The following is a 25,651-nucleotide window of genomic DNA, read 5'->3' as shown; positions in this document are numbered from 1 at the left end:
CCGCATCCAATCTCTTAGGGGAGAGATCTCGAATGAAAACAAGCATCGCATCCGCTCTCGCGCTCGTCCTTTGCGCTGGAACCGCCCACGCTCAAAGTCAGGAGCCCGATCCAAGTCCCAATCCGGTTGAAGAGCAGGAAGTCGACGCATCGCAGGACGGGTTGCCGCCTGAAGGAAGCGGCGAACAAGTCGATGCCGCTGCGGCCACTGTGCCGATCGCGGGTGAAGGCGAGAAGGACGAAAGCTGGGATGTGACGGCTCCCCGAGGCGCGGCCTTGCGCGAAGTCGCGATCAACACCGATGAAGGAACCTGGATGGATGTCGACGTGTCGCCTGATGGTCGCACGCTCGCCTTCTCCTTGTTGGGTGATATCTACACCATGCCGGTTTCGGGCGGGACGCCGACGCGGATCGCCGAAGGCCTGGCTTGGGAAGTGCAGCCTCGCTTCTCTCCGGACGGCAATCGCTTGGCATTCATTTCGGACCGTGCCGGTGGCGATAACCTCTGGATCATGAACGCAGACGGCTCGAACAAGCTGCAGGTCACGAAAGAAGACTTTCGTTTGATCAACCAGCCCAGCTGGTCGCCCGATGGGCAATACATTGTCGCCAAGAAGCATTTCACCACTCAGCGAAGCCTCGGGACGGGTGAAATCTGGCTCTATCACGTCTCCGGTGGCGGCGGTGTTCAGCTGGTCAAACGTGCCAGTGAAGTTCTGCAGAAGGAGCTGGGTGAACCGATCTACGCTCCCGATGGAAACGCGATCTATTATACTCGCAACGTCTCGCCGGGTCCGATCTTCGAATATGCGCAGGATTCTAACGCCGGCATATTCAATATCGAGCGCTATGATATCGACACCGGCGAAGTCACCACGGCAGTCGGTGGCTATGGTGGCGCAGTACGCCCCACACCTTCGCCTGACGGCAAGAAGCTGGCCTTCGTGCGGCGTGACAAGGACCAGACCCAGCTTTGGGTGAAGGACCTCGGCACGGGCGAAGAGCGGATGATTTATGGCTCGCTCGATCTGGATATGCAGGAAACCTGGGCGGTTTATGGTGTCTATCCGATGATGGATTGGATGCCCGACAATTCCGGACTGGTGGTCTGGGCGGGCGGTAAACTCCAACGAGTGTCAGCCGATGGTTCGGGCGCGCGCGAGATACCATTCCGCATTAATGATACCCGCAAGGTCGCCTCTGCACCCCATCCGGTTATCGACGTTGCGCCTGAGAGCTTCACTGCCAAAATCCCACGTTTCGCCAGCGTATCTCCCGATGGGCGCACCGTAGTTTTCGAAAGCCTCGGCAAGCTATACGTCAAGCCCGTTGGCAGCGACGCAGCGCCATCGCGCCTCACTTCCAGTTCGAACGACAGCTTGGAGCTATGGCCTGCGTGGTCTCGTGATGGGAGGCGGATCGCCTTCGTACGCTGGACCGACAGTGGTCTTGGCAAGATCGTGACGGTGGATCCGCGCGGGCGTAACGAGCGAATGGTGACCGGGCAGCAGGGCCACTATGCGCTCCCTCAATTTTCTCCCGAAGGAGACACCATCGTCTTCGAGAAGCGCGGAGGTGGCTACCTGACATCCCCGAATTATTCGGAGAACGAGGGTGTCTATTCTGTCCCGGCATCTGGCGGAACACCGCGTCTGATAGCCCGCGATACCTCTACACCGCAGTTTGGTGCGGATAACGATCGCGTTTTCATGCTCGCTCGGGCCGAGGGCAATCTTCAACTCATATCTGCGGATCTGGATGGCGAAGCGCGGCGCGTTCATGCGCAAGGCGAACTCGCGAACGACTTCAAGGTAAGCCCACGCGGCGACTATGTCGCCTTCCGCCAGAACTACGAAGTCTTCGCCATGCCGCTGTTGCCCGGTGGGCAAACGGTTACCGTAGGCGAAAAGGCCAGCTCGCTGCCCGTTACACGGGTCAGCAAAGGAGGTGCCGATTATATTGGCTGGACCGACAATGGTTCGACACTGCACTGGTCTATGGGGCCCGTGCTTTATCGTGCCAGCACCTCCGCTCTGACACCGACGTCACCGAGTGAGAACGCGCCAAAATTCACTCCTCCGGATATTGGTACGTCTCTCGCGCGGACCATCCGTGCAGACAAGCCTAGTGGAACCGTTGCCATCACAGGTGCGCGCATCCACACGATGACAGGGGGCGGCGCGGGTACAATCGAAAACGGCGCGATTGTGATCGAAGGAGATCGGGTAGTCGCGATAGGCCCAGCATCGGACGTTACTATCCCATCGGTAGCTACGCTCGTAGACGCTGCTGGCCAGACCATAATTCCGGGTCTGGTCGATGCTCACGCGCACGGCGCGCAAGGGGTTGGCGATCTGGTTCCGCAGCAGAACTGGTCGCTGGTCCAGAATCTCGCGCTGGGTACCACAACCCTCCACGACCCATCCTCTTCTGCCAGTATGATCTTCTCTGCCTCGGAACGGCAGCGGGCAGGAAGCTTGTTGGCGCCGCGGATATTCTCGACTGGCGAGATTATCTATGGTGCGAAGTCTCCTGGCGTCTATGCCCGTGTAGATAGCTATGAGGATGCTCTGGCCCACGTTCGCCGGATCAAGGCGCAAGGTGGGATCAGCGTGAAGAACTACAATCAGCCGAGGCGTGAGCAGCGTCAGCAGGTTGTGGCTGCCGCACGTGCGGAAAACATGCTGGTTGTTGCCGAAGGTGGCTCGCTCTTCGGGATGGACATGAATCTCGTTGCCGATGGCAACTCGACGCTTGAACATAACATTCCCGTCGACGTTATGTACGATGACGTCCTGCAGATGTTCGGCGGCTCGGACACGAACTACACGCCGACACTTGTCGTCACATATGGTGGCCTTGCAGCCGATCCATACTGGCGTCAGGCGACCGATGTGTTCGACAACCCGCTGCTGGTACATACTCCACCCAAGATGCTGCTCGCCGAAACGGGACGCCGCATCAAGGCGCCGGAATGGGCGTTCGTTGATGATAATTCTGCGCGCGAAGCTAAGAAGCTTGCCGATCGCGGCGTGAAGGTCAGCATCGGCGCACATGGGCAGCAGGCCGGAATTGCCGCCCACTGGGAGCTATGGAGCTTCGTACGTGGCGGAATGACACCGGTGGAGGCGCTGCGTGCAGGAACGATTGAGTCGGCAAAGTCGCTCGGCATGGATCGCGATGTCGGAAGCCTCGAGGTTGGCAAACTGGCCGACTTGGTGATCCTTACCGGCGATCCGGCGCAGGACATTCGTAACTCGGATGATATCGCTCAGGTGATGCTTGGCGGCCGTCTGTACGATGCTCGTACGATGAACGAAACGATCACTGGGGATGACCGCCGGATGCCTTATTGGTGGGAATGAATTGAAGGGCGGCCGCAGCAAATGCCGTGGCCGCCCCTCGAACAGTAACGAACCAAGATTAGGCTGAGCGGATTTGGAAAAGAAATTCGTCTACCTTATCGCGCAATGTTGTGGCCTGGCTCTCTAGATCGCTCGAAGAGGCCAACACCTGACTGGCTGCGGCACCAGCAGAAATACTGGTGTCGCGCATGCTGTCGAGATGAGTCGCCACCTGATCAGTTCCATGTGCTGCACGATCGATGCTTCTCGCGAGATCCTGACCGGCAACCGATTGCTGGTCCACCGCACTCGCAATCGAGATCGCGGTCGTTTCAAGTTGTTTGATCTGGTTGCCGATCGAGCGAAGCGCACTGACGCTTGCACCGGTCGAGGACTGCATCGCTTGGATTTGCTCCGAAACCTCTTCGGTTGCTCGGCTGGTCTGCGCGGCGAGCTCTTTAACTTCGCTGGCCACTACCGCAAAACCTCGCCCTGCTTCGCCACCCCGCGCAGCTTCGATGCTCGCGTTGAGGGCAAGAAGATTGGTGCGCTGGGCGATCGACTGGATCAACTCTACGATTTGGCCGACCTGATCGGCGGCAGATGCGAGAGCGGAAATTGTTTCGTCCGCTCCTTCCGCATCATCCGAGGCTTTTCGTGCAAGCTCTGCAGAATTGGCGGCCTGCCGGCTGATTTCGCTGATAGACATCGCAAATTCGTCTGAAGCAGCTGCCGCTGCGGTCACGCCGCCAGAAGCCTGTTCCATTGCATGCGAAACCTGATTGGCTTGGCCAGCTGCTTGTTCAGCCGCGCCAGCCATTGCCCCTGCTGTCGCATTGAGCTGACTGGAAGCGGCAGCGACACCGCCCACTACTTCTCCGATGCTTTGTTCGAAACGGTCGGCGAGCAGCATCAGTTCGTGCTTACGCCGTTCCAACGCAGTCCTGCGCCCGGCAAAGAGCTCGTCGAGCTTGATACCGGATTTGGCGAAGATACTTAAGGCGCGGGACAGATCGCCGATTTCGTCCGGTCGTGTGGTATCGCCAACATCAATATCCCGAGCCCCGCCCGCGAGGCGACCCATTTCGCTCGCGACATGCGTGAATGGAGCGATTACCTCTTTCAGGATCATTTGTAAGCTGACGAACCCGGCTATCAGCGTTACCGCAAGGATCACGACGATAATCGTGGCCATCACTCCGGACAAGCCGGGGTTGAATATACCCACAAGGCCAGCAGTCGCCAGAAGTGTCATACCGACCACGGTAATGCCCGTCGACAATTTCGATTTTGCAGTCAAAGAGAGGCCGAGGAACCAACCGCGGAAGCCCGGAACTTCCGTCGCTTCGCCCAGTTCGATCCCGTCGACTGCGGCGATTTCCCCTCTCATCTCCTCAGCGAAGATATCGCTTTGCATTCCCATGACATTTCCTCTCCCCACTCACCCGTTCAAACGGGATTATTACCCTGAAAGAACTTAGCCGGCCCGCACATGCTGCAAAAATACATCGACCTGTTCCCGAAGCACCGAGGCTTGCGATTCCAAAGAAGCCGCGGAACCTAGTACCTGGCTTGCTGCTGTGCCGGTGGCTTGGCTGGCTTCACGAACCTGAGAGATGCTACCGGATACTTCATCGGTCGAACGGGCAGCTAAATCAATGCTTCGGGCCAAGTCCTGGCCGGCGACCGATTGCTGATCGACCGCGCTGGCGATGGAGATGGCAGTCGTCTCGAGCTGTTTTACCTGGTCGCCGATCGATCTCAGGGCATGTACGCTGGCGCCCGTTGAATCCTGCATGGAACGGATCTGTTCGGCAACTTCCTCGGTAGCCCTGCTGGTTTGCGCTGCGAGCTCCTTGACTTCGCTCGCGACAACGGCAAACCCGCGTCCCGCTTCACCGCCACGCGCGGCTTCAATACTGGCGTTGAGCGCCAAGAGATTGGTGCGTTTCGCAATTGACTGGATGAGCTCGACAATTTGCCCAACCTGATCTGCAGAAGACGAAAGGGCGGAGATCGTGCCATCGGCCTGTTCGGCATCATCCGACGCCTTTCGCGCCAGTTCGGCCGAATGGGATGCCTGCCGACTGATCTCGCCGATCGACATAGCGAATTCATCCGACGCGGCAGCTGCTGCCGTTACACCGCCAGACGCGCGCTCCATGGAGTAAACGACGGTCTGGCTTTGGTGCTGCGCTTGCTCAGCTGCGCTCGCCATCGCCGAAGCCGTCGTGTTGAGCTGGGACGAGGCCGACGCGACACCATTGACGACTTCGCCCACCGTCGCCTCAAACTGCATTGCCAGACGCTGAAGAGCCTGACCACGCTCGGCCTGCAGTTCTTGCTTTTCGGCAGCCATTTTTTCGAAGCGGAAGGCGCTCCGAAGAAACACGTGGAGTGAACGAGCCAGGCCGCCAAGTTCATCGCGCCGCTCGAGGCCTGGGATTTCAATCGTCTTGTCGCCCGTTGCAAGCCGTTCCGAAGCATCGGTAAGTTGACTGACTGTTCCGGAGATATCGCGTGCAATGAACCGCGTGGTCGCGATTATCAGGAACACGCCGATAGCGGCCACTGCGAGAAAGGTGACGAGAAGCCATATTATGGTTGTATCGCCCTCGGCCTCACTCACCTGTGCAGAATTGAACAGATCCGTTTTCAGTTGGCGGGCCTCCGAAGCAAACTCTCGGCTTGTTTCGAAAGAAACTTGAGCGAGGGCGGCACGGCTCTCGAACTGAGTTTCGGCAGCCTGCCGGGTCAGGTCAGCTAACAAGCCGTCCAAACCTGAGCGCAAGCGCTCGATACGTTCGATACTTTCCGGAGCGACCTGGCGAGCATTGGTCTCGATCGAGTTCAGATCTCGACGTACCTCTTTGAGGCTTGCCTCGGCGCTGGCCAGCGCTTGGTTATCGCCCGAATTGACGAACCTGTAGGTGTCGAGAAGCGCTGCGTTGGAATCAGCCTGTAACTCGGTAGACAAAATGAGCATCTCGGAAATCTGCATCCGCTCTTCGCGAAGCTGGTATGCGATCCACCCGCCGATGACCGTGGAAAGCAGGCAAAGGGCGACCGCTCCAATGTTTGCCATGGAAACGAGGCTCAGCTTACTGCCAATGGTCAGATCGGCAAACTTGCCTCGCAAACCTTCGCTTCCGGAACCGACGTCCGCTAAAATGGCCCGGTCTTCAGCGATTTCATCCGAATAGTATTTGTTGTCATCGATTTCAGCGGTTGTGAAATCGCCCGTCATTGCATTCATGCTGCCTTGACCCCTTGGTCGCCATCAATCCCAGACATTGCGTCTTCGATCGTCATGCCGAGATGTTGTTGGATTTCTTGAGCGGGCATGGCTCTGAAATAGAGCCAGCCCTGTATTTGGTCGCAGCCAGCGGCGCGCACCATGTCAGCCTGTTCGCGAGTTTCCACTCCTTCGGCGGTCACGGACATATTCATCGCCTGGGCCATGGTGATGCTCGAAAGCATCATCGCCCGACTGGATTCATCTTCGCTTGCCTGCATGACCAGGCTGCGATCTATCTTGAGCTTTTCAAAGCGGAATTGCCGGAGAAATCCGATGGAGGCATAACCGGTCCCGAAATCGTCCAGGGCCACCCGCACCCCGAAGCCCCGGATCAGGTTCAAACTGCGTTCGGCCACAATGGGGTCGAGCACCAGACAGGTTTCGGTGATTTCCAGCTCGAGGCGCTCGGGATCAAAACCGGTCTCTTCCAAGATGTGACCCAGCTGGATCGGAAATTCTGGGTTGCGGAGCTGGGCAGCGGAAATGTTCACCGAAAGCGTAACGCCGTCCCACTCAAGTGCATCACAGCACGCTTGCCGCAGTACCCACAGACCAATCGGATTTATAAGGCCTGATTCTTCAGCGACTGGAATGAAGGTAGTCGGTCCGACGATCTGCCCGTCCGGTCGTTCCCAACGCATAAGGCTTTCGACAGCAACGATCTTGCGCGTCTCCGCATCGACCAAAGGCTGATAGTGCATGCAGAATTGGTTCATCGTCAGAGCCTGACGCAATTCCTCGTCAAGCTTCTTGATTTGTTCGCGGCTGCGATCGAAGGCTTCGTTGAACCAAGTGCACCGCATTTTTCCGCCACGTTTCGATGCATACATCGCCACGTCTGCACGCCGTAACATTTCGGAGGATGTGAGTTGCTGCCCCGGAGCATTGCGCGAGAGGCCAATGCTGGCACCAAGACTCAGACGCCTCTCTTCGATCTTTATCGATTTCGCCAGGCGTTCGATAATGCGGCGGCAATGACCTTCGAGCAGCGTTCCCGCCAGATCACCAGTCATCAGAATAGCGAACTCATCACCTCCGAGACGGTAAAGGCGCGCGTCACTATCGCAGATGTCTCCGATAATCTTGCTGACAGCACGCAGCGTAGCATCGCCAAGCTCATGGCCGTAATGATCATTGATGGTCTTGAAACCATCGAGGTCGACAATTCCGAGGGCCACTTCATGCTGATCTGACATGATGACAGAGATGTCGCGATGAAGCGCGCGGCGATTGGGGAGCAAGGTAAGTGTGTCGCTGTTGGAAAGGCGCTCGATCTTTCGAACGTGCCTCACCCCCATGATTGCAAAGCCGCCGATGCTGGAAATTAGGGCGACGAACCCGCCGCCGAGTACCGCACGTACTGATGCGATGCCCAGATAAGGCCCGAGAAGCACCATGGCAGCAGTGACGCTAGCAATCCCGGCCAGAGCGGCGAGGGGCGCGAAAATCATCATTCGCGTGCCCTGCTCTGCTATGTCGGTGTTTGACCGCACGCGAATTCCCCTGGAAAAATCTGCTCTCGTTATCCTTTTCGGATAGCGCGGATTCGCTAATTAACGGTAAACTTCAAATTTACCTTCGGTTGGTCGCAAATCCGTACATTGTGCGGCTTTACGACGCGTATGCGTCAGGCATTTGCCGCCCAGGCGGATGGCCCTGAAAGAACGGCGCCAACTGAGCTTTCGATTGAGCTCCGAGTATAAATTGCGGAGCCACAGCTTGCTGGCTCGAACTTGTCCGTTTGTCCCACCACTGTCTCGCCGGCACCGAGCATGAGGAAGCCGTCGGGGGCAATTCCGCTGGCGAGCCGGTCGAATGCCGAACGCCTCGTGTCGGGATCAAAATAAAGCAGGCAATTGCGGCAAAGCACCAAGTCGAAACGGCCTGGAGGAGGCGGTAAATCCAAGATATTTCGCTGCTCGAAGCGTGTCATGTCCATCACACGATCAGCAACCTTCCAACCTCTCGGCGTTTCGGAGAAAAAGTTTAACATCTGTGCGACAGAGATACCACGCTGGATTTCGAACTGGGAGTAGATCCCGGACCGTGCTTGCTCGATCGCTTTGCCCGAGACATCGGTGCCGAGAATTTCGATGTTCCAATCAGCCCAGCGTCCCGGCTGCTCGCAGAGGGTCATTGCGAGGCTGAGTACCTCCTGCCCCGTGCTGCAGCCAGCGGACCAAATTGTCAATTTGCGGGAACTGGCGCGCTTCTTTGCCAGCTCCGGTAGAACGACATTGGCAAGTGTTGTGAAGTAGGCGTGATCGCGAAAGAAATACGTTTCGTTGTTTAGCAGCGCTTCGACCACGCGAGTAGCAAGTTGGTGTTCGCCAGGCCTTTCCAGCAAACAAGCAAGCTGATCGACATTTTCGATACCGCATTCGCGGAACAGACCGGACAGAGCCGTGGAAATACGCCAGCGACGGCTTTCCGACAGGGTCTGACCCGTACGTGAGTTCAGCAAGTCGGCGATGATTACGTGAGAAGCGTCTTCTAACGCCATGCGTCTGCTCCAGCGTTAGAGAGAATTTTGTCGGCGAGTTCTGCCGGCGGAAGAATGGCAGATGCCAGCCCGCTTTCCGTGACGGAACGAGGCATACCCCATACCGCGCAGCTTTCGGCATTTTGGGCATAGATGGTGCCGCCCGCTTTGATGATAGCATCGGCGCCGTCGGTTCCATCACGGCCCATGCCAGATAGGAGGATGCCTGCTACCTTTCCTTCACAGGCTTCGGCCAAGGTTTCGAACATTGGATCGACCGACGGAGTGCACCCGCTTTTTACGGCGTTGAAAGCGAGGCTGGTAACCAGCTGAGTTCCCTTGCGACGGACAACCATGTGACCATGCCCAGGCGCAATGACGATCGTCCCGCGCCGTATCTCCACCTCTTCGTCGGCAAGCACAGCGCGTCGTCCGGAAGCTGCCTCCATCTGCTTGGCGAAAACAGGGATGAAGCTTCCTGGAAGGTGTTGGGTGATTAGAATCGGAAGATCGAAATTCGCAGGAATCTGGCGCAGAAACAAATTCAGGGCATGTATGCCGCCGGTCGACGCACCTATTGCGAGGAGCTGTGGTTTCTTGCCGATGCGTCGCTCGGTCCATTTTGAAGACGGGCGAAGCGGTTGTTCGTAAGGTGCAAGACCCTTTAGCGCGCGTATCTTGCCGAGTAGTTGGCTGCGGTAATCGTCGTTGAAACCGCCTGGCTGCGGCTTGAGCATGGTGTCGGCCGCACCCATACGCAACGCCTGTACGGTGTGCTCCGCACCGGCTGCCGTGAGCGAAGAAATTACAAGCACTTTCGTGCGTGGTGATGTCTTCAGGAGTTTCGGGAGAGCTTCGATGCCTCCCATGCCAGGCATCTCAAGGTCGAGAAGAATTACGTCTACCTGATGGCGGCGCAATTCATCCAGACCACGCTCGGCAGTGCTGGCGCTTGCGACAATCGTCATGTCGCTTTCTCGCTCGATCATACGCGAGAAAACCGTTCGCACGGTCAGCGAGTCATCGATCAGCATAACTCTGACCGATCCGCCGGATGGCGCTTTGCCAGAGTTTAGCTTGTTTTCAGGTTGTAACGTGATCGCCACCGCTGATCTTCTTTATGATCAGACCATACCGACGAGTTGGAGCTTGATTTGCAATGTCTCGTGATCGAACGGCTTCATCACGTATTCGTCTGCTCCGGCACTGATCGCCTCACGAATGTGGGCAACGTCGTTTTCCGTTGTGCAGAAAACGACCTTCGGCTTGTCGCCGCCTTCATGCTTGCGGAGCTGATGAATGAACTCGATGCCTGTCATGACCGGCATGTTCCAGTCGAGCAGCACGACATCGGGCATGCTTTCGAGACATTTGTTGAGGCCTTCCTGGCCATTTTCGGCTTCATCTACGGAGAAGCCGAGTGTTTCCAGGATGTGGCGCGACACTTTCCTGATCACGCGCGAGTCGTCGACGATAAGACAGGTTTTCATTTCAGTGATTCCCTAATTTGCCTAGCCTTCTTAATGTTAGGCGGTAACCAATCGCTTAAGCTGCTTCTTGAAGAGGTCCGGATACCAGTTGGTTAATTTCGACGAGCAATGTCGGCCCGCCATCGGTTTCAACCATACCCGTGGACGCTCGCTGCCAGTTTTCGCCAAACCCCCCAGGTACCGCCACGGGATCGCTAGTGGCTTCACCGACATCGTGGGCATTGTCGACGAGAAGAGCGTAAAGGTGGCCATCGACTTCCACGACCGCGGCGCGACGATCTTCGGATTGGCTGGGTGTTTCGAGCCCAAGTGCCAGCGAGCAATCGATCACGGTCAACGCCTGGCTACGCAGCGCGGTCAAGCCGAGAATGAAATCCGGCGTTCCTGGAATCGGAGTGATGTTTTCGATTTCTATCACCGACTGCACATGACTGGCGCTGATCGCGGCGCGCCGTCCCGCAATAGTGCACATGAGTAGTAGTTCGTTCATGCGGCCCTCCCCGTCCGGATGCGTTTAAGTGCTGCGAGAAGGGCGTCCCGGTCATAGCGATAAATTGTGTCGTCACCGGCATCGTCTGGGTCGGGGCGTAGGCGGATTATCTGTCGGGCTACACCTACTGGGCTTTCCATCTCTTCAGCCAAGGCAATGGCAAGGTCGGCTTCTACATCTTCATCTTCAGCTGCTATCCGATACCCTGCAGCTGCAACTAGCGGTTCGAGAATAGTCTTCGCCCATTCGCTGTGAGTTGGAATTCGGCACGTAAGAGCCTGATCGATTTTCCGCGTAGCACGATACCGCGAGAACACGGCGTGGCCATCGAGAAGAGGAATGGGTTTGCCACCAATGAGGGTTACGCCTTCGATGGCTGTATCAGCTTCACTCGGCACCACATCTTCAGTGACATCCGCCGCATCGAGCACTTCTTGCACAGCGTATACGAGTTCGTTCTCTGCATCTGACAGGCGCAGCAAACGAATTCTGCCATCCGGAAGTGGTCCGACATCATGTCCCGCCAACGTAAAGATTTCGCCGTCGATAACCGCCTGTGCACGTTCGCCTTCGATATCGATTGCTTCGCGGGAAATCGTCTCGATCCGCCGCACGAGTTCTAGACGGACTGCGCGATGGCGCCCATCGAGGCCGGCAAACAACATCACCGGTACTGCCTTTGTAACCCGTTCCCGGCTCTCACGTTCAACTTCGGTAGGCTTCGAGCGGACACCACCTACCATGCCGCGAAGTTGGGCGATGGAGGGAAGGTCCATAAGCATCATCGGTCGACCGTCATCGAGCAGGGTGGTGCCGGCGTACAAACGAGTATCCATGATGGCCGGTGCAATCGGTTTAACCACTACATCTTCGTGATCGAAGACACGGTCTACGGCGAGAGCGAATACATCTTCGCTTGCTAGGCGCACCATCACGAGGGTCTTGTCTTCCCATCGGCAGACTGACCCGTCCTCGCAGCCCAGAACTTCAGCGAGTGACAGGCAGGGGACCCGCTTGTCACGGAAGGTCACAAGATGGCGATCACCAGCTTGCGCAAATTCGACGTGTGACGAACTGCCGAAGACGATTTCTTCGACATAACTGCGCGGAAGAGCGTAGCGCTGGTCGCCAGACCCTACCGTGAGCGCAGCGATGATCGAGAGGGTCAGCGGAAGTTGCAAATGGAAGCTCGTACCTTCGCCTGCCTTGCTGGCAACCTCGATCGATCCGCCAACACGTTCGATATTGGCGCGCACCACATCCATTCCCACGCCGCGGCCGGAAACGGAACTGACTGCCTCAGCAGTCGAGAGGCCCGGCTCGAAAATGAGGTTCTGTTTCTGGTTGTCCGACATTTTGTCGATTTCGGACTTCGAATACAGGCCATTCGCCACCGCTTTGGCACACAGCTTTTCTAGATTGATGCCGCCACCATCGTCGGTGATCACCAGACTGATCTGATTGCCAGATTGCCGTGCAGCGAATTTCAAAAGCCCGATCTCGCGCTTGTCGTTCTTCAAGCGTGCGGCAGGCGTTTCAATTCCATGATCGATCGCGTTGCGAATGATATGGGTAAGGGGGTCGCGCACCATCTCGATCATTTCGCGATCGAGTTCGACTTCACCTCCCTCAAAGTCGACCATGACTTGCTTGCCCAACTCGTTGGACAAATCACGGACGAGCCGGGGCAAAGAAGAAAAAAGGTGCTCGAGGCGCTGCATGCGCATACGTGTAATAGAGGTACGGACGTCTGCGAGAATGGCTGACAAACGCTCGAACGGACCGTCGATTGTGGGTTGTTCCCCTGCTTCGCGCAGACGCCGAGCAAGATCGTTTCTTGCCAGCACCATATCCGACACGCCCTTCATCACCTCGTCGAGCAGATCCACGGGTAAGCGGATCGACCGCTGCACCCCTTGACGCGGAGCTTTTTGCGTGACCTTTTCATCCTCGGGCACACTAGCGACTTCGGTTTCCTCGACTACCTCGAGATCGCTCTGAACTTCGAACTCTGACCGTTGATCGAGTGCGGAGATGAGGTCCTCGTCGCCGCCTTCGCCGAGTTCTTCGCCAGCTTCTATCGAATCGGTCATTTCCGAAATTCGGTCGATGATTGCCAGCACTGCGGTGACCAGCGCGCTATCCGGCTCACGCCGTCCGGCACGGCATTCGGCAAGTGCATCTTCGGCAGCGTGACTGAGCTTCTCCAGCCGGGGAAAGTCGAAAAATCCGCAGTTTCCCTTCACGGTGTGTACGAAGCGAAAGATCGTATCGATGCGCGCTTTATCTGACGGGTCAGCTTCCCAGGCGACCAGTTCGCTGCCGCTCTGCTCCAGCATTTCACGGGTTTCGGCCACGAAATCGGCCAGCAGTTCATCCATCGGTCTCGGACCCCCAGTTCTCGATAGGACCCGCTATGCACGAGGATGGTTAACGTTTCGTTTGGTCTGTGGAACTCGATTGAGGCTTGTCGCGAAGGAGAAGCCAGACGACCAGCGATGCCAAGGCGCCGCCTACCACATTTGCGACTAATTCCGCTGCATAGATCGAATCCGAACCCCAGCTCGAACGAAGTACCCATCCGAAGGGAAGCATAACGAGGAACACGCGAGCAGCGCTCTGCGCCAAAGCATAAGGTGCACGATCAACAGCATTGAGCGCGCCATTGCCAACAATGAGCAAGCCGTAGCCGGCATACCCCCATACAGAGATTGCGAGGTATCGGGAGAATTCTTCGATCACTTCCGCGTCTTCCGTAAAGAAATCGGCAAACCAGTCGCCGAAAGCAAACAGCACGACTGCTGTCGCCAATCCGTAGACAATGCAGAATAGCCCGGCCCAGTACATTGCGCGCTTCGCGCGATCAGGCCGATCGGCACCCCAGTTCTGGCCGATGATCGCCCCAATCGAACCGGAAAGACCCAATAGAGGTACGACAGCGAAGCTCTGCAATCGACCGGCAGCACCGAAACCTGCAACGGCGGCTTCTCCTTGGCTTGCAAGCAGCGCGGTTAAAACGGAGAGACCGATCGGATTGATAGCATTCGAGAAGGCCGCAGGCCCGGCGACGCGAAGGATTGCTCGACTGGAGTCAGCGATATTACATCCACGGATCTTTGACGGAGCGATCGCTATCTGTGTTCTGCGGATGAAGAAGAGCGCCATGATACAGGCAAGCCCGTACCCAATGATGGAAGCATACGCGGCCCCGGCCACGCCAAATCCTTCAAAGCCGAGCGCGCCGGTAATAAGGATCGGATCAAGGATCCAGTTTGCTACGGAATAAGTGATGGAAACTGCTGAAACACGTCGGGCCTCGCCTTGGCCCCTCAATACCCCGCCAAGGCTCATCTGCAGCAACAGCACAGGCATTCCAAGCGCGTAAGGGCGCATGTAAGCATTGATAAGGGGGCGCAGGGCGTCGCTCGCCTGCATCAATCGAAACAGGGGACCCAACAAGAGATAGAGTGCGACACCGAGAACGACGGCAGCGAAGAGAGCGAAGATAACGCCAAAATTTGCGCGGCGTTCGGCGCGCGCTACATCACCTTCGCCCAACGCGCGGGCGATAACGGAATTTATTCCCACCATTACGCCTACACCAAGGCTCGTCAGCGCCATGGTGATTGGGAAAATGAAGCTCACAGCAGCGAGTTCGGCGGCGCCAAGTTGGCCAATGAAATAGGCGTCGATGAGGCCCACCGACATGATAGCGGCGACGCCCACAATCATGGGCAGGGTCTGAGTAACGAGATGGCCGCGAATGCTCCCGCGGGTAAGTTTGGCCGGCTCGCTCATTGAAGAAGCGCGCTAGCGGGGCAGGGCGCGCTTGGGAAGCGCCGATTTTCTGCTTGCCGCTTGAAGGAATGCGCCGCTCTGTGCGATAGAGGTTGCAAAGAAAAACGTAGGAGAGAGAGCGCCGTGGCAACTCAGATGAAGCCGAAATTCGAATGCAGCGAAGAGGAATGGAAGGCCCGTCAGGATCTGGCTGCCTGCTACCGCATTTTCGACCATCTCGGCTGGGGGGAGAGCATCTACAACCACATCTCGGTGGCTGTCCCTGGGGAGAAGGACACTTTCCTCATCAATCCATTCGGTCTGCTTTATGACGAAGTGACTGCTTCGAATTTGGTGAAGATCGATGTGGAAGGCAACAACGTCGGCCCTTCGCAATACATGGTCAACAAGGCCGGCTTCACGCAGCACGCACACTTTCACAAGAACCTTGGCGAACGCGCTAATGCGATTTGCCATGTGCACACGACAGCTACGATAGCGGTATGCAGCCATAAGGACGGACTGCTGCCGACCAACTTCTATGCCTGTAACTTCCAAGGCCAGATTGGCTATCACGATTTCGAAGGCGTAACGGTCCGCCCGCAAGAAGGAGACCGTCTGGTCGACAATTTGGGCAAACATTCGATCCTAATGTTACGCAATCACGGACCAGTGGTGATGGACAGGACCATTCCCGGAATGTTCGTAAAGATGTGGGCACTTCAGCGTGCGTGCGAGATTCAGGTTGCCACTCTCAGTCAGGGCGAGCCGAACATCGTCAAACAGGATGTCGTAGACATTCATCAGAGAGATTTGTCGACTATGCAGACCCAGGGAGGGGCAGGGCTGTTCGACTTTGAGGCTTGGAAGCGTCGCGTCTCGAAAATTGACGATAGCTGGAAGAACTGAGGCCTCTCGACAATTCAACCTTTTGAAGCGAAAGGCCCGCCATGTCTCGCATGACGGTGAATGATCGACCCATCGAATTTCTCATGAATGATGAGACGCCCTTGCTTTGGGCGTTGCGTGATGCGGCTAACCTTACCGGGACGAAATATGGGTGTGGCAACGGCGATTGCGGGTCCTGTATAGTGCATATCGATGGTGAGGCCTTGAGGAGCTGTCTTGTAACTATCGCTGAAGCCGAAGGGCGCTTCGTAAAGACCATCGAGGGGCTTTCAGGGGATCGTACGCATCCTGTGCAACAAGCTATGGTTGCAGAACAGGCTATCCAGTGCGGCTTCTGTACACCAGGCATCGTGATGGCTGCGGCAGCTTTGATCGACAAAAACCCTGGAGCTACAGAAAGCGAGATACGCGAGGCGATCCCCAATATCTGTCGCTGCGGTGTCTACCCGCGCTTGGTTCGAGCAATTCAGCGCGCCGGCCGGGTTGCACTTCGCCAGGAGCGTATCAGCGCCGCGCCTGCCCCTGGCATTAGCGCGGAAGATGCGGGGAGCGAAGTGCCCGCACTGACTCCTCCGGATGAACCCTCATCACGTGATTGATCGGGATAAGCGGCTAATATTCTAGAGCGACTGTTCGGCAAATGGGAGCACTTTTGAAGTATCATGCCGGTAGCCGGATTATAGGGCGAAGCAGTAAATTAGTGTGGCCTCAAAAGGAGAAATGCAAGTGAAGGCGACAATCTGGCACAACCCCAAATGCGGAACCTCACGGAAGACCCTCGCTATCCTTGAGAACCTTTCGAAGGTTGAAGTTGAGGTTATCGAATATCTGAAGCAGCCGCCTACGGCCCAAAAGCTTGAGCAACTCTACAGAGATGCGGGGATTACTCCCAAGGAAGGGCTTCGCTTGCGCGGGACGGACGCCGAGGAGCGCGGCTTGAAAGATGCTGATGCCGCGAAGGTGCTGGAAGCCATGACGGTTGACCCGATCCTTATCGAGCGGCCAATTGTGGAAACGGAGAAAGGTGTTCGTCTCTGCCGGCCGCAGGACACGGTGCTGGAAATTCTCTAACTTTTCGAACCGGTCAGCGTCTTGTCGCGTTGCAAGGCGCGCCAGCCGTAAGCGAAGACCATCAGGCAAAGCGCAGCCGTCAGACCGAACCCCAGCCAGTCGGAATGGCCGTATAGCCACACCCCAAGTGCCGGCGCGTAAATGAAACTGGCGCCGGCAACCGACGCGGTAATACCTGAAGCTTGGCCCTGTTCGTTGCGGGTTACGGCGAGGGAGGTGCCGGCGGTGAAGCCAGGCCGAAATAGTCCGAAGCCAAGCGAAGCGATCGCATAGGCGAGAGCAATCGAATGCAGGTTGTTAGCCACCGATAGATAGACAACGCCAGCGGCCGCGACAGCAATACCAGAAAGTGTGGCCGTCCTCGGGCCCATGTCGAGCCGCGGTATCAGGGCCCATTGGGAAAGAAGTGTGGCAATAGCCCCGCTCATCAGCACCAAACCAACCGGTCCGGTTCCTTGTGCAGGGGTCTCGCGTAAACCTAGGCGATCGAGCACCAGAAACCCGATGATGCCCAGCACCATGGCCTGCGCATGCCCCCCAAGCAAACCGACAGTGACCCATGGACGAAGACGCGGTTCGAACCAGCGTAGTTTGTGGGGCTCAGTTAAGTCTTCGCCGTCCTCTTCATCCTCCTCGAGAAATTCAGAGGTCGACCCGCCGGCATACGGTGCGTCGTAGCTATGGCCGCGAGCAGGAAATTGAGGTTCGTCATTGGGAAGACGGAGCCGCAAGGCAAACAGGGTCGCCAAGCCTATCACCGCGAAGATGATGAATGGACCGGTGAGACCGAGGAAGGGTAGAACCATGAGCGGTGCCAGCGCAGGACCGATTACGGTACCAAGGCCGAAACTGGAAGCTATCAATGACAGCGCTTGGGTTCGTTCGGCGCGGGGAGTGCGGCTCGCCACGTAGGCTTGCACGGCGGGAGGTGCCGCACTTCCGAAACCGCCATAGAGGCTGCGGGCGATGGCAAAAGCAATCAGCGCCGCTGTGCCACCAAGAAATCCTTTCAGCCCCAACCATAGTGAAAAGCCACAAAGAATCATTGACGATACGAACCCGATCAGACCGAGCGCCATCATCGCCTTGCGGCCGCGCCTGTCAGAACGCTGCGCCCACAGGGGCGCGCAGATGACCCACAAGAGAGCAGACCAGCTGTAGGCAAGACTGATCCAGACATCGTCTATGCGCAGCGCAGTCCCGATCGAGGGCATGACCGACTGCATCGCTGTATTGCCTGCAGCTGTGGTCAACATCACGGCGAAGAGCAACGCCATTCGTTCACGCGAGATGCTCGGTGGACGGATTGCGGGCTCAGGCGAAGCGACAGTTCTGGGATTGGCGTCGGCCATAAAGAAGTCGGTAGGCCGGCGTAGCGGCGCTTGCAATGCTTTCGCGGCGCTGCCAAACCGCGCGCTTGAACTGGGAATACCAAAGGGATTTTACTTGAGCGGACAACAAGGTACCGGCGCGATCGAACGCCGTAGCGTCAAACAGAAAGCTGCGCGCCTGTTCGGTCAATGGGGTGTTTTCTTCAAGGGTTTCCTTGAACATCCCAAGATGGTCGGCTCGATCATTCCTTCGTCACGTTTCACCATCAACAAGATGCTGGCTCCCGTAAAATGGGATGAGTGCAAGGTATTCGTCGAATATGGTCCCGGGGTAGGCACGTTTTGCCAACCCGTTCTTGACCGGCTTCCACGGGATGGGCAGCTAATCGTGATCGACACCAATCCGCTCTATATAGATTACCTCAAAAAGCATTTCCGAGATAGCCGCTTTTCGGCTGTACTCGGCTCGGCAGCGGACGTTGAAGACATTGTGCGGGCTCATGGTCACGAGCACGCGGACTATGTGCTTTCAGGCCTGCCTTTCTCTACTCTGCCGAAAGGCGTCGGGCCGGCGATTGCGGCTGCAACCTATCGCGTTATCCGGTCCGGCGGGGCGTTCCTTGTTTATCAGTTTTCGTCCAAAGCACGAGACTTCATGACCCCACATTTCGAACGGATCGACAGTGGGTTTGAGCCGCTCAATGTTCTGCCCTGCCAACTCTTCTGGGGATGGAAGAAGCCGGCTAGTTAGCTGGTCGTTCTGTTACTCTCGTCTGTATGTCGCTCGTGGAGGCGGGTTAGCTGGGCATGGACGGATGCAAGAACGCAAGCGAAAAGTAAGGCCGCCAACGTATTCATAAACGCTCCGTTGAATGCCTCTCCGAAAAGCTGAGCCTCCGCACCGCCCAGAGCAAAGATGAGCGAGATTAGCATCGAGATGATCGTCGAAATCACAAGATATGCGATGAAAAGCAGGAAATAGAAGAAGAAAATTCTAAGGGAGTTGCCCTTGGTCAGTCTCCAGGCTCGCCGGAGCGAGCGGATTGGACTCAATTCTCCGTCTATGGCGATGACTGGCGAAACTATGGACAGTTTCGTGAACAGATAAATCACGCCAACAAATGCGAGAATACCGCCGATGACGGCAAGAGCGCTCAGGCCGATTGCGACCGGTACGCTAATTAGCAGGATTATCAGTAAGCTGATGGCAAAGCCGGCCAGGATCGAGGCTGCCAAATAGGTCCAGACAGATCTGGCACCGATCTTCAGCGCTTCTGCGACAGTGGGTCTTGCCCGCCTGCGTAATAACGCCAGCATGGCAAGCAGGCCGACGCTTTGGAGTATGAACAGGAGTAAGAGCGCCCACCAGTAACCAGAAAGAAGCTCGTTCATTCTGGCCTCCATAGCCGCCGATGACGTATCGATTTGACCGGAGGACAATTCGGCCAATCCTGGAATCCAGAGGACGGCGGCAAAATAGGGCAAAAAGTAGAAAACGCCTGCAATCACGGCAAGCAGGCCCAGACTGCCGCGCAGCAAGCGCGTAGTGTCCTTCCACGCCGTATCCAGATCGAATTTCATAGTGCCTCCCGTTTGGTTGCCTCTTGATAAGCGTGAAGACAATCGCCACGCAATCGCCGATGTCTCTCCAACTCCCCGAAAATATCGAATGGCATGAAGAAAAGGGACAGCTGCCCTATCGCTCTGCGCTCGAAACGATGGTTTCACGCAATGAAGCAATTGCCTCCGGTGACGAGCGCGAGATGATCTGGCTGCTGGAGCACCCCCCGGTTTATACCGCAGGTACCAGCGCTGATGGCGCGGAATTGCTCGACCCGCGTTTCGAAGTGGTCGAGGCCGGACGTGGTGGACGCTATACATATCACGGCCCTGGCCAGCGGATCGGTTATCTAATGCTGGATCTGAAAAAGCGTGGTCGTGATGTCCGCTGCTTTGTGCACTCTGTCGAAGGTTGGGTAATCGCGACCCTTGGTGATCTGGGTGTCGATTGTTGGCGTGCGGATGGAAGAATAGGGATCTGGACTCGCGATATTGACGGTCGCGAAGCCAAGATCGGCGCTATCGGTGTCCGGGTACGACGCTGGGTTACCATGCACGGTTTTTCCGTGAACATTTCGCCTGACCTTAGCCATTTTTCCGGAATAGTTCCTTGCGGGATCGATGAATTCGGTGTGACCAGCCTTGGAAAGCTAGGTCTCGACATTGGCGCGGAAGATTTCGATAAGGCGCTCAAGAACCGCGCGAGCGATTTTCTCTCTGCGCTAGAAGGAAAGGCCTGCTCGCTGCCGTGATACGTGCTTCCCTAATTATTATTTCCTGCCTTGCGCTTGCAGCGTGCGGTGACAGTTCGGCCCCCGTGGCCGAGCAGGATGACGACGCAACCGCGCGAGGAGAGGTCCTTGGTGGGACCATCAGCGATGACATGCTTCCGCTCGATACGTTGCAGTCTAAATCTCCGCCCCTCGAACAAGCAGAAGATCAGAGCGATGATTCTGCTGCAACCAGCGACGCACAGGTAGCTACATCGCCCGGTGATGCAGCCGAAGTAGTCGCTGCGGAAGTAGAAACCTCGGATGGCTCTGCTTCCGATCCCGATCTCAATTAGTTCTGCAAACGCCTAATCGTTGCAAATCATTAGATAACAGCGAGCGCACGTTGGATGTACCGCGTCTGCGCTCGCTGATCCTGTTGCCGGTGGCTCAAACCGATGTCTTGTCTGCTTCTGCAAGCGTGGGGTAATCGATATAGCCTTCAGGTCCGGGCATGTACCAGCTCTGCGGCACATTCACATTCGGCGCGGTCTGGCTTCCCTCTCGAAAACGGTCGGGAAGGTCAGGGTTGGAGATGAAATCTCGTCCCCAGCTTACCGCATCGCAACGCCCCGCCTCGATGTCTGCAACAGCTTGCTCCGGCGAATAATCGCTATTGAGCACCAGAGGTCCAGAATAAATCGAACGTATCAACGGGCTCTGCTTGGGAACCTCGGTGGAGCCGAACGTCCCCTCCGGTCCAGGCTCGCGAAGTTCCAGGAAGGCTAGACCTAGTTCTTCGACGACTTTTGCGGCAGCTCCAAAGGTTGTGGCAGGATCGGAGTCATCGCAGCCTTGTGTTTCTCCATTCGGCGAAAGCCGGACACCTACCCGGTCCGCACCCCAGACATCGATAAGAGCGGTCAATACCTCTCGCAGGAACCGGGTGCGATTTTCGACGCTGCCGCCATACTCGTCCTCACGCAGGTTAGTACTATCCCGCAGAAACTGGTCGACCAGATAGCCATTCGCGCCGTGCAATTGCACACCATCGAAGCCGGCTTCTTTCGCATTCTCCGCCGCCTTACGATAGTCTTCGACCACGCGAGCGATCTCCTCCTTCGACAGTTCGCGCGCTTGCTCGTAATCCTTACGACCATCGAAAGTGTGAGCGTGTCCGGGAGCCTTTGTTGCGCTTGCCGATACGGGTGCATCGCCGCTCAGGAAGTCGGGATGTACCAGACGGCCCATATGCCACATCTGGAGAACAATCTTCCCACCCTCTTCGTGCACCGCATCCGTAACCAGTTTCCAGCCTTCGATTTGCTCTTCACTCCAGATACCTGGCGCGGCGGGCCATCCGAGGCCTTCGACGCTAATGCCTGTTGCTTCCGAAATGATGAGACCAGCACTTGCACGCTGGCGATAATAGGTGGCCATCATTTCATTTGGGATCGAACCTGGCTGGGTGGAGCGGGCGCGAGTTAGGGGGGCCATGAAGATACGGTTGCGGGTTTCAACAGCGCCTAGGGTGAGGGGTTCGAACAATTTATCATGCATAGCGGCTTAGTCCTTTTTGGCTGGCCTTGTATGGAAGGGGAGCTAGGGGGCGTAGATGAGTGAAACAAGCAGCCCCACGGACAACAATGGCTTTCAGGCCAGTGCATGGCACTTCACGGCATTGATTGCCGGCAATGTCGCATTGGCGCTAGGGCCGTGGCTCGTGCGGCTTTCCGATACAGGCCCGATTTCTGCCGCGTTCTGGCGGCTGTTTCTGCCAATTCCGGTGATAGCTTTTCTTGCATGGCGTGGTCGGACTCCCGAACCTGCCGATCGCAAGCTTGCTATACTCGTTATTATTGCAGGCGTGTTTTTCGCCGCTGATCTGGCAAGCTGGCACATCGGTATCGAGCGCACTCGTCTCGGTAATGCGGTGCTTTTTGGGAATTCGGGCAGCGTAATCCTGATGGTTTGGGGGCTGGTTGCGCTGCGCCGAGCACCCTCATGGCGGGAAGCCGGCGGTGTTCTGGCAGCGCTCATTGGAGCAACAATTTTGTTGGGCCGGAGTCTTGAGATTTCGCCCGTTAACTTCGTTGGCGATCTGTTCTGTCTCTTTGCCGGGGTTTGCTACGCTTTTTACCTTCTCCCCGCGCAACGCGCCCGGGTTGCTTTAGGGCAATGGAGTGTGTTGCTGCTGATCTGTATCGCAGCGTCCCCCCTTCTACTTGCATTGGCAATTTCTGCGGGAGAACCCGTATGGCCAGGTGACGCGGGCTGGACTCCGGTGCTTCTGCTGGCTCTTAGTAGCCAAATTGTAGGCCAGGGCCTGCTGGTGTACTCGCTGAAGAATTTCTCGCCCTTGATTATTGGTATGGCTTTGCTGACGCAGCCCGCAGTAGCCGCCAGCGTGGGCTGGCTGGTTTTCCGCGAAATGCTGGTCCCGCTGGATATTCTTGGAATGGCGTTGGTTGCTGCAGCTCTGCTTCTCGCCAAGAGCACTCCGCGGCAAAGGGCCCCTAGCGCTCCATCCGAGTGACGAATTGCTGATATCGAGCTTCGACTTCGTGAAGTTCCGGGCCAACCAGATGTTCACGCGCCTGTTCTCTCAACAGGTCGCCTTGCAATTTCAACTCAGCCCGCCGGCTCTCGTCATTGAGGGTGGAGGCCGCATCGACGAGCGCGTCGAATGTTACGAGGGCCGCGATGCGGTTCGTGGCAACACTGCCGCGCATTGCGCCGAAGCCGCGCCGTACGAAATGGGAAAAATCGTCTTCGAGCAGGATGAGATGAGGATCCTCACCAGCTTCGGCAAAAGACCGGGTCAGTTTCCTCCGCGCTAGCTCTGCGGTAGCGGCGCCGAGCCAATGCACTGCGGTTACCGCCGTGAAGGGGTCATTGATGCCGGGAGAAAGCGCCCGCAACCCGATTTCTACCAGTTCGTCGATCAGAAACTGCATGTCCTGGCTGGGCGTTCGCATACTGCCCAGCGTGAATGCCGCGCGCACTTCGTCATCGGGACAGTCTTTGACGATATCCATGTCCGCCCAATACGCAATCGTTACGTCGGGATGCACGAAGTCACCTGTTCGCACCGCCAGTTTGAGCTTCCCGTTCTCCTTCGCGGCGAGCTTCTCGAGTTTTGCGAACCCGATGGCTTGGACGTATCCAGTACCATGCGAAACGATGGGTACGCCGTTCGGGGCTCCGCCCGTATTCTCCCCATCGTTGCCATCCGGAAACCGCTCTTCGATCTCTTCGAGAAGCCGGGCCCCGATACCCTTCAGAACCGTGTTGATGCGAATTGACGCGGGGATGTGGTTGAGAAAGTACACGAGTACAGCCACGCTCAGCAGCATCAGTGCGAATGCCACGAGCATCGACAACTGTGGCACGAAGCCCGGGAGAGACCCTGCAGCCATTGCATCCTGAAGGTCTGCTGGGGCTTCGTGTTCCGCGCGGACCGTGCGGAGGATCAGGATCGAATAGACAAAGGTGCCGATGAACGTCGCAAGGCTGAACTGGTTGCCTCGGTCTTCCATGAAATTCGTCAGGAGGCGTGGCCCATAGTTGCCGCTGGCGTAGGCTACGGCGGCGATGGTGATAGAGAACACGGTAGACGCAACGCCGATCATGGCGCTGGCTATCACCGAAAGCATGTTGCTGGCGCCATCCGGCCGGGCGGGTTCCAGCCAGCTGACGTCAGTCACAGAAGCCGCGTAGCCATTCCGATCCATCCACAAGGTGAGGGTCGCGAGAAGGAGAGCGGCGATGGAAAACAGAGCAGGAAGGAACCAGTAACTGGCATTAACATCAAGCCAGATTTTCTTGAGATAAGCGGTCATCCAGTCCCTGCCTCTTTCTTCAGTTCCGCCAGCCTTCGATCCAGGGTATCCCTGTCCATATCGATTTCGCAGCGAGCGCGTGCTTGCTGATGCAGTTCGCTAGCGTATTCGACAAGAAAGACCACCAGACCGGGCGCATGAGAGCAATGCAAGCGCACAAGTCGCTGGACGTTCCCGATTATCCGGATCGAAACTGAAGGGTAATCGGCAGCTGCCTGTCTCAGGGCGGCCAGCGGATCTTCGAACAGACCGCGAAAGTCCTGGCCGGGCAGGGCGATGGACGGGTAATCCAGGCTGACGGGAACGTTGCCTTCGTCCACCCAGTTGCGGCAATGCCCGGATGCGACTTCCGTCAGCGCATCGACCGCCGCCAGTGCAGTGTAGAAATCGTTGACGGCGGGCGACAAGGCCCGTGCAGCGATCTCAACCAAGAGGCGTATCTGGAAAACCGCCCCTTGCGTGTTGCTGCGGAACTTGCCGATTGGAATAGCTCTCAGAACCGCCTTCGGATTCTCACATTGGCTCTGGCAAGATAAGAGCGTCTGCCCCTTCAACACATGCTGGCCCGGGGCTACCTCAAGCCGTGATTCACTACCGCTGGCAAGCGCCTTGCTGAGCCGCTTGAGCTCCACCCCTTCGATATAGCCGTTACGCGGAGCTTTGACCGTGTCAGCCCAGTCTGTTTGAGTCTGAGGTACTTGCTGGAGCAGCACGACACTCTTTCGCCCGTCGGATGCAACAGCATCAATCGCTCTGTCGATGAACATGGTGCGGCCAAGATCGTGAGTGGCCACAGCAAGCATTACCGTGTTGATCATAAGCAGCAGAACTGTGGAGGCGAATGTGGCCAAAGGCGTATCGATAAGACCCGCATCAGCATCCATCGCATTCATCGTCAGCGTCGCGTGAATGAGCGTGAAACACAGGCCGGCTATGGAAATGCGGACCAATCGTTTCGCCAGCCAGCGATCGATCAGGCGCACGCCGAGATTGCCAGCAGCAATCGTCAGCACGATCAGCGAGATGGAAAAATAAAGGGTGAGAAATGCTGCGTCGATCCCGGCAATCAATGCCGCAGCATCACGTGCTGTCTCCGCGGTGGCGACAGGAGCAAGATCATGCTCCAAAATCCAAGCGGTCAAGCCATTTCGGTCCGCATGCAAACTGGCAGCGAAGACCAAGGGTGCCGCAAGCACAGCGCATAAAGCCAGGGACCAGTAATTGGCAGTAAGACGATGGACGAACCAGCCTAACAGGTCGTTTATAGGTTTTGGTCCAGTCAAAAAACGTGCCCCGTCCATTTCTATTCAGGAACACAACCGCTTAAACGCGATTTGGTTGCTACGC

At 56.9% G+C, this 25,651-nt stretch carries 22 protein-coding genes; 8 read left to right on the top strand and 14 right to left on the bottom strand.

Translation table 11 applies throughout. The annotated features are described in order from the left end of the window. The first annotated feature begins 32 nt into the window (after nt 1-32). On the top strand, nt 33-3,365 hold the full coding sequence (locus ACYQ0G_RS13610; protein WP_460103605.1) for an amidohydrolase family protein: 3,333 nt from the start codon (nt 33-35) through the stop codon (nt 3,363-3,365). A 58-nt stretch (nt 3,366-3,423) separates the two neighbouring features. On the opposite strand, the gene ACYQ0G_RS13605 is transcribed toward ACYQ0G_RS13610, so the two are convergent. The 9 genes from ACYQ0G_RS13605 to ACYQ0G_RS13565 all read right to left on the bottom strand — a co-directional run bounded on the left by ACYQ0G_RS13605 (nt 3,424) and on the right by ACYQ0G_RS13565 (nt 14,902). Further along, nucleotides 3,424-4,761 carry a methyl-accepting chemotaxis protein gene (locus tag ACYQ0G_RS13605; RefSeq protein ID WP_460103602.1) on the bottom strand — a complete coding sequence of 446 codons (1,338 nt, stop codon included), beginning with the start codon at nt 4,759-4,761 and terminating at the stop codon, nt 3,424-3,426. Between the two features lie 60 nt (nt 4,762-4,821). Then, on the bottom strand, nt 4,822-6,345 hold the full coding sequence (locus ACYQ0G_RS13600) for a methyl-accepting chemotaxis protein (protein WP_460103599.1): 1,524 nt from the start codon (nt 6,343-6,345) through the stop codon (nt 4,822-4,824). A gap of 251 nt (nt 6,346-6,596) precedes the next feature. Then, nucleotides 6,597-8,096, bottom strand: coding sequence for a putative bifunctional diguanylate cyclase/phosphodiesterase (locus tag ACYQ0G_RS13595; protein ID WP_460103596.1), 1,500 nt, complete (start codon nt 8,094-8,096; stop codon nt 6,597-6,599). 173 nt (nt 8,097-8,269) lie between these two features. Continuing rightward, complete coding sequence (locus tag ACYQ0G_RS13590) at nt 8,270-9,145, bottom strand: CheR family methyltransferase (RefSeq protein ID WP_460103593.1); 876 nt, start codon at nt 9,143-9,145, stop codon at nt 8,270-8,272. After that, entirely contained in the window at nt 9,136-10,158 is a 1,023-nt protein-coding gene (gene cheB / locus ACYQ0G_RS13585; RefSeq protein WP_460103590.1) for a chemotaxis-specific protein-glutamate methyltransferase CheB, read from the bottom strand. The genes ACYQ0G_RS13590 and cheB overlap by 10 nt, the downstream gene beginning before the upstream one ends. Nucleotides 10,159-10,248: 90 nt before the next feature. Further along, nucleotides 10,249-10,614, bottom strand: a complete 366-nt coding sequence (locus tag ACYQ0G_RS13580; protein WP_221542669.1) for a response regulator — start codon at nt 10,612-10,614, stop codon at nt 10,249-10,251. Between the two features lie 55 nt (nt 10,615-10,669). Further along, entirely contained in the window at nt 10,670-11,104 is a 435-nt protein-coding gene (locus ACYQ0G_RS13575; protein ID WP_460103586.1) for a chemotaxis protein CheW, read from the bottom strand. Continuing rightward, nucleotides 11,101-13,485, bottom strand: coding sequence for a chemotaxis protein CheW (locus ACYQ0G_RS13570; protein ID WP_460103583.1), 2,385 nt, complete (start codon nt 13,483-13,485; stop codon nt 11,101-11,103). Before ACYQ0G_RS13570 ends, ACYQ0G_RS13575 begins: the two co-directional genes overlap by 4 nt. Nucleotides 13,486-13,534: 49 nt before the next feature. Then, nucleotides 13,535-14,902: an MATE family efflux transporter gene (locus ACYQ0G_RS13565; RefSeq protein ID WP_460103580.1), complete on the bottom strand. Its 1,368-nt coding sequence runs from the start codon at nt 14,900-14,902 to the stop codon at nt 13,535-13,537. A gap of 123 nt (nt 14,903-15,025) precedes the next feature. Between ACYQ0G_RS13565 and ACYQ0G_RS13560 the strand changes: the two genes are divergently transcribed. From ACYQ0G_RS13560 to arsC, 3 genes are all read left to right on the top strand, one after another. After that, a complete protein-coding gene (locus tag ACYQ0G_RS13560; RefSeq protein WP_460103578.1) occupies nt 15,026-15,790 on the top strand; it encodes a class II aldolase/adducin family protein in 765 nt (254 codons plus the stop codon). Nucleotides 15,791-15,831: 41 nt separating this feature from the next. After that, nucleotides 15,832-16,389, top strand: a complete 558-nt coding sequence (locus tag ACYQ0G_RS13555) for a (2Fe-2S)-binding protein (RefSeq protein ID WP_460103576.1) — start codon at nt 15,832-15,834, stop codon at nt 16,387-16,389. Between the two features lie 127 nt (nt 16,390-16,516). Continuing rightward, nucleotides 16,517-16,861 carry an arsenate reductase (glutaredoxin) gene (gene arsC, locus ACYQ0G_RS13550; RefSeq protein WP_460103573.1) on the top strand — a complete coding sequence of 115 codons (345 nt, stop codon included), beginning with the start codon at nt 16,517-16,519 and terminating at the stop codon, nt 16,859-16,861. On the opposite strand, the gene ACYQ0G_RS13545 is transcribed toward arsC, so the two are convergent. Next, the gene (locus tag ACYQ0G_RS13545; RefSeq protein ID WP_460103571.1) at nt 16,858-18,213 is read right to left on the bottom strand and encodes an MFS transporter; all 1,356 of its coding nucleotides are present in this window, start codon (nt 18,211-18,213) and stop codon (nt 16,858-16,860) included. The genes arsC and ACYQ0G_RS13545 overlap by 4 nt on opposite strands. Before the next feature lie 121 nt (nt 18,214-18,334). Here ACYQ0G_RS13545 and ACYQ0G_RS13540 point away from each other — a divergent pair, with 121 nt between their 5' ends. Beyond that, complete coding sequence (locus ACYQ0G_RS13540; RefSeq protein WP_460103769.1) at nt 18,335-18,943, top strand: class I SAM-dependent methyltransferase; 609 nt, start codon at nt 18,335-18,337, stop codon at nt 18,941-18,943. Here ACYQ0G_RS13540 and ACYQ0G_RS13535 read toward each other — a convergent pair. Continuing rightward, nucleotides 18,940-19,773 (bottom strand): glycerophosphoryl diester phosphodiesterase membrane domain-containing protein, encoded by an 834-nt coding sequence (locus ACYQ0G_RS13535; protein ID WP_460103568.1) that lies wholly within the window; start codon nt 19,771-19,773, stop codon nt 18,940-18,942. The genes ACYQ0G_RS13540 and ACYQ0G_RS13535 overlap by 4 nt on opposite strands. Nucleotides 19,774-19,832: 59 nt before the next feature. Between ACYQ0G_RS13535 and lipB the strand changes: the two genes are divergently transcribed. Beyond that, nucleotides 19,833-20,504 carry a lipoyl(octanoyl) transferase LipB gene (gene lipB, locus ACYQ0G_RS13530; RefSeq protein ID WP_460103565.1) on the top strand — a complete coding sequence of 224 codons (672 nt, stop codon included), beginning with the start codon at nt 19,833-19,835 and terminating at the stop codon, nt 20,502-20,504. Next, nucleotides 20,501-20,818, top strand: a complete 318-nt coding sequence (locus ACYQ0G_RS13525; protein WP_460103563.1) for a hypothetical protein — start codon at nt 20,501-20,503, stop codon at nt 20,816-20,818. Before lipB ends, ACYQ0G_RS13525 begins: the two co-directional genes overlap by 4 nt. A 94-nt stretch (nt 20,819-20,912) precedes the next feature. Here the strand turns inward: ACYQ0G_RS13525 and ACYQ0G_RS13520 are convergent, their stop codons facing one another. Next, nucleotides 20,913-22,022, bottom strand: a complete 1,110-nt coding sequence (locus ACYQ0G_RS13520; protein WP_460103560.1) for an alkene reductase — start codon at nt 22,020-22,022, stop codon at nt 20,913-20,915. A 55-nt stretch (nt 22,023-22,077) separates the two neighbouring features. Between ACYQ0G_RS13520 and ACYQ0G_RS13515 the strand changes: the two genes are divergently transcribed. Further along, nucleotides 22,078-22,998, top strand: coding sequence for a DMT family transporter (locus ACYQ0G_RS13515; protein WP_460103557.1), 921 nt, complete (start codon nt 22,078-22,080; stop codon nt 22,996-22,998). Here ACYQ0G_RS13515 and ACYQ0G_RS13510 read toward each other — a convergent pair. Together ACYQ0G_RS13510 and ACYQ0G_RS13505 are read right to left on the bottom strand one after the other, a co-directional pair. After that, nucleotides 22,979-24,304 (bottom strand): DUF2254 domain-containing protein, encoded by a 1,326-nt coding sequence (locus ACYQ0G_RS13510; RefSeq protein WP_460103554.1) that lies wholly within the window; start codon nt 24,302-24,304, stop codon nt 22,979-22,981. The two genes, ACYQ0G_RS13515 and ACYQ0G_RS13510, sit on opposite strands and share 20 nt — an antisense overlap. Continuing rightward, the gene (locus tag ACYQ0G_RS13505; RefSeq protein ID WP_460103551.1) at nt 24,301-25,605 is read right to left on the bottom strand and encodes a DUF2254 family protein; all 1,305 of its coding nucleotides are present in this window, start codon (nt 25,603-25,605) and stop codon (nt 24,301-24,303) included. Before ACYQ0G_RS13505 ends, ACYQ0G_RS13510 begins: the two co-directional genes overlap by 4 nt. Nucleotides 25,606-25,651 lie beyond the last annotated feature (46 nt).

This window comes from Qipengyuania triglochinis (assembly GCF_054655615.1).
Note: the sequence above shows the minus strand (reverse complement) of the source record. Positions and strands in the feature narration are given on the sequence as shown.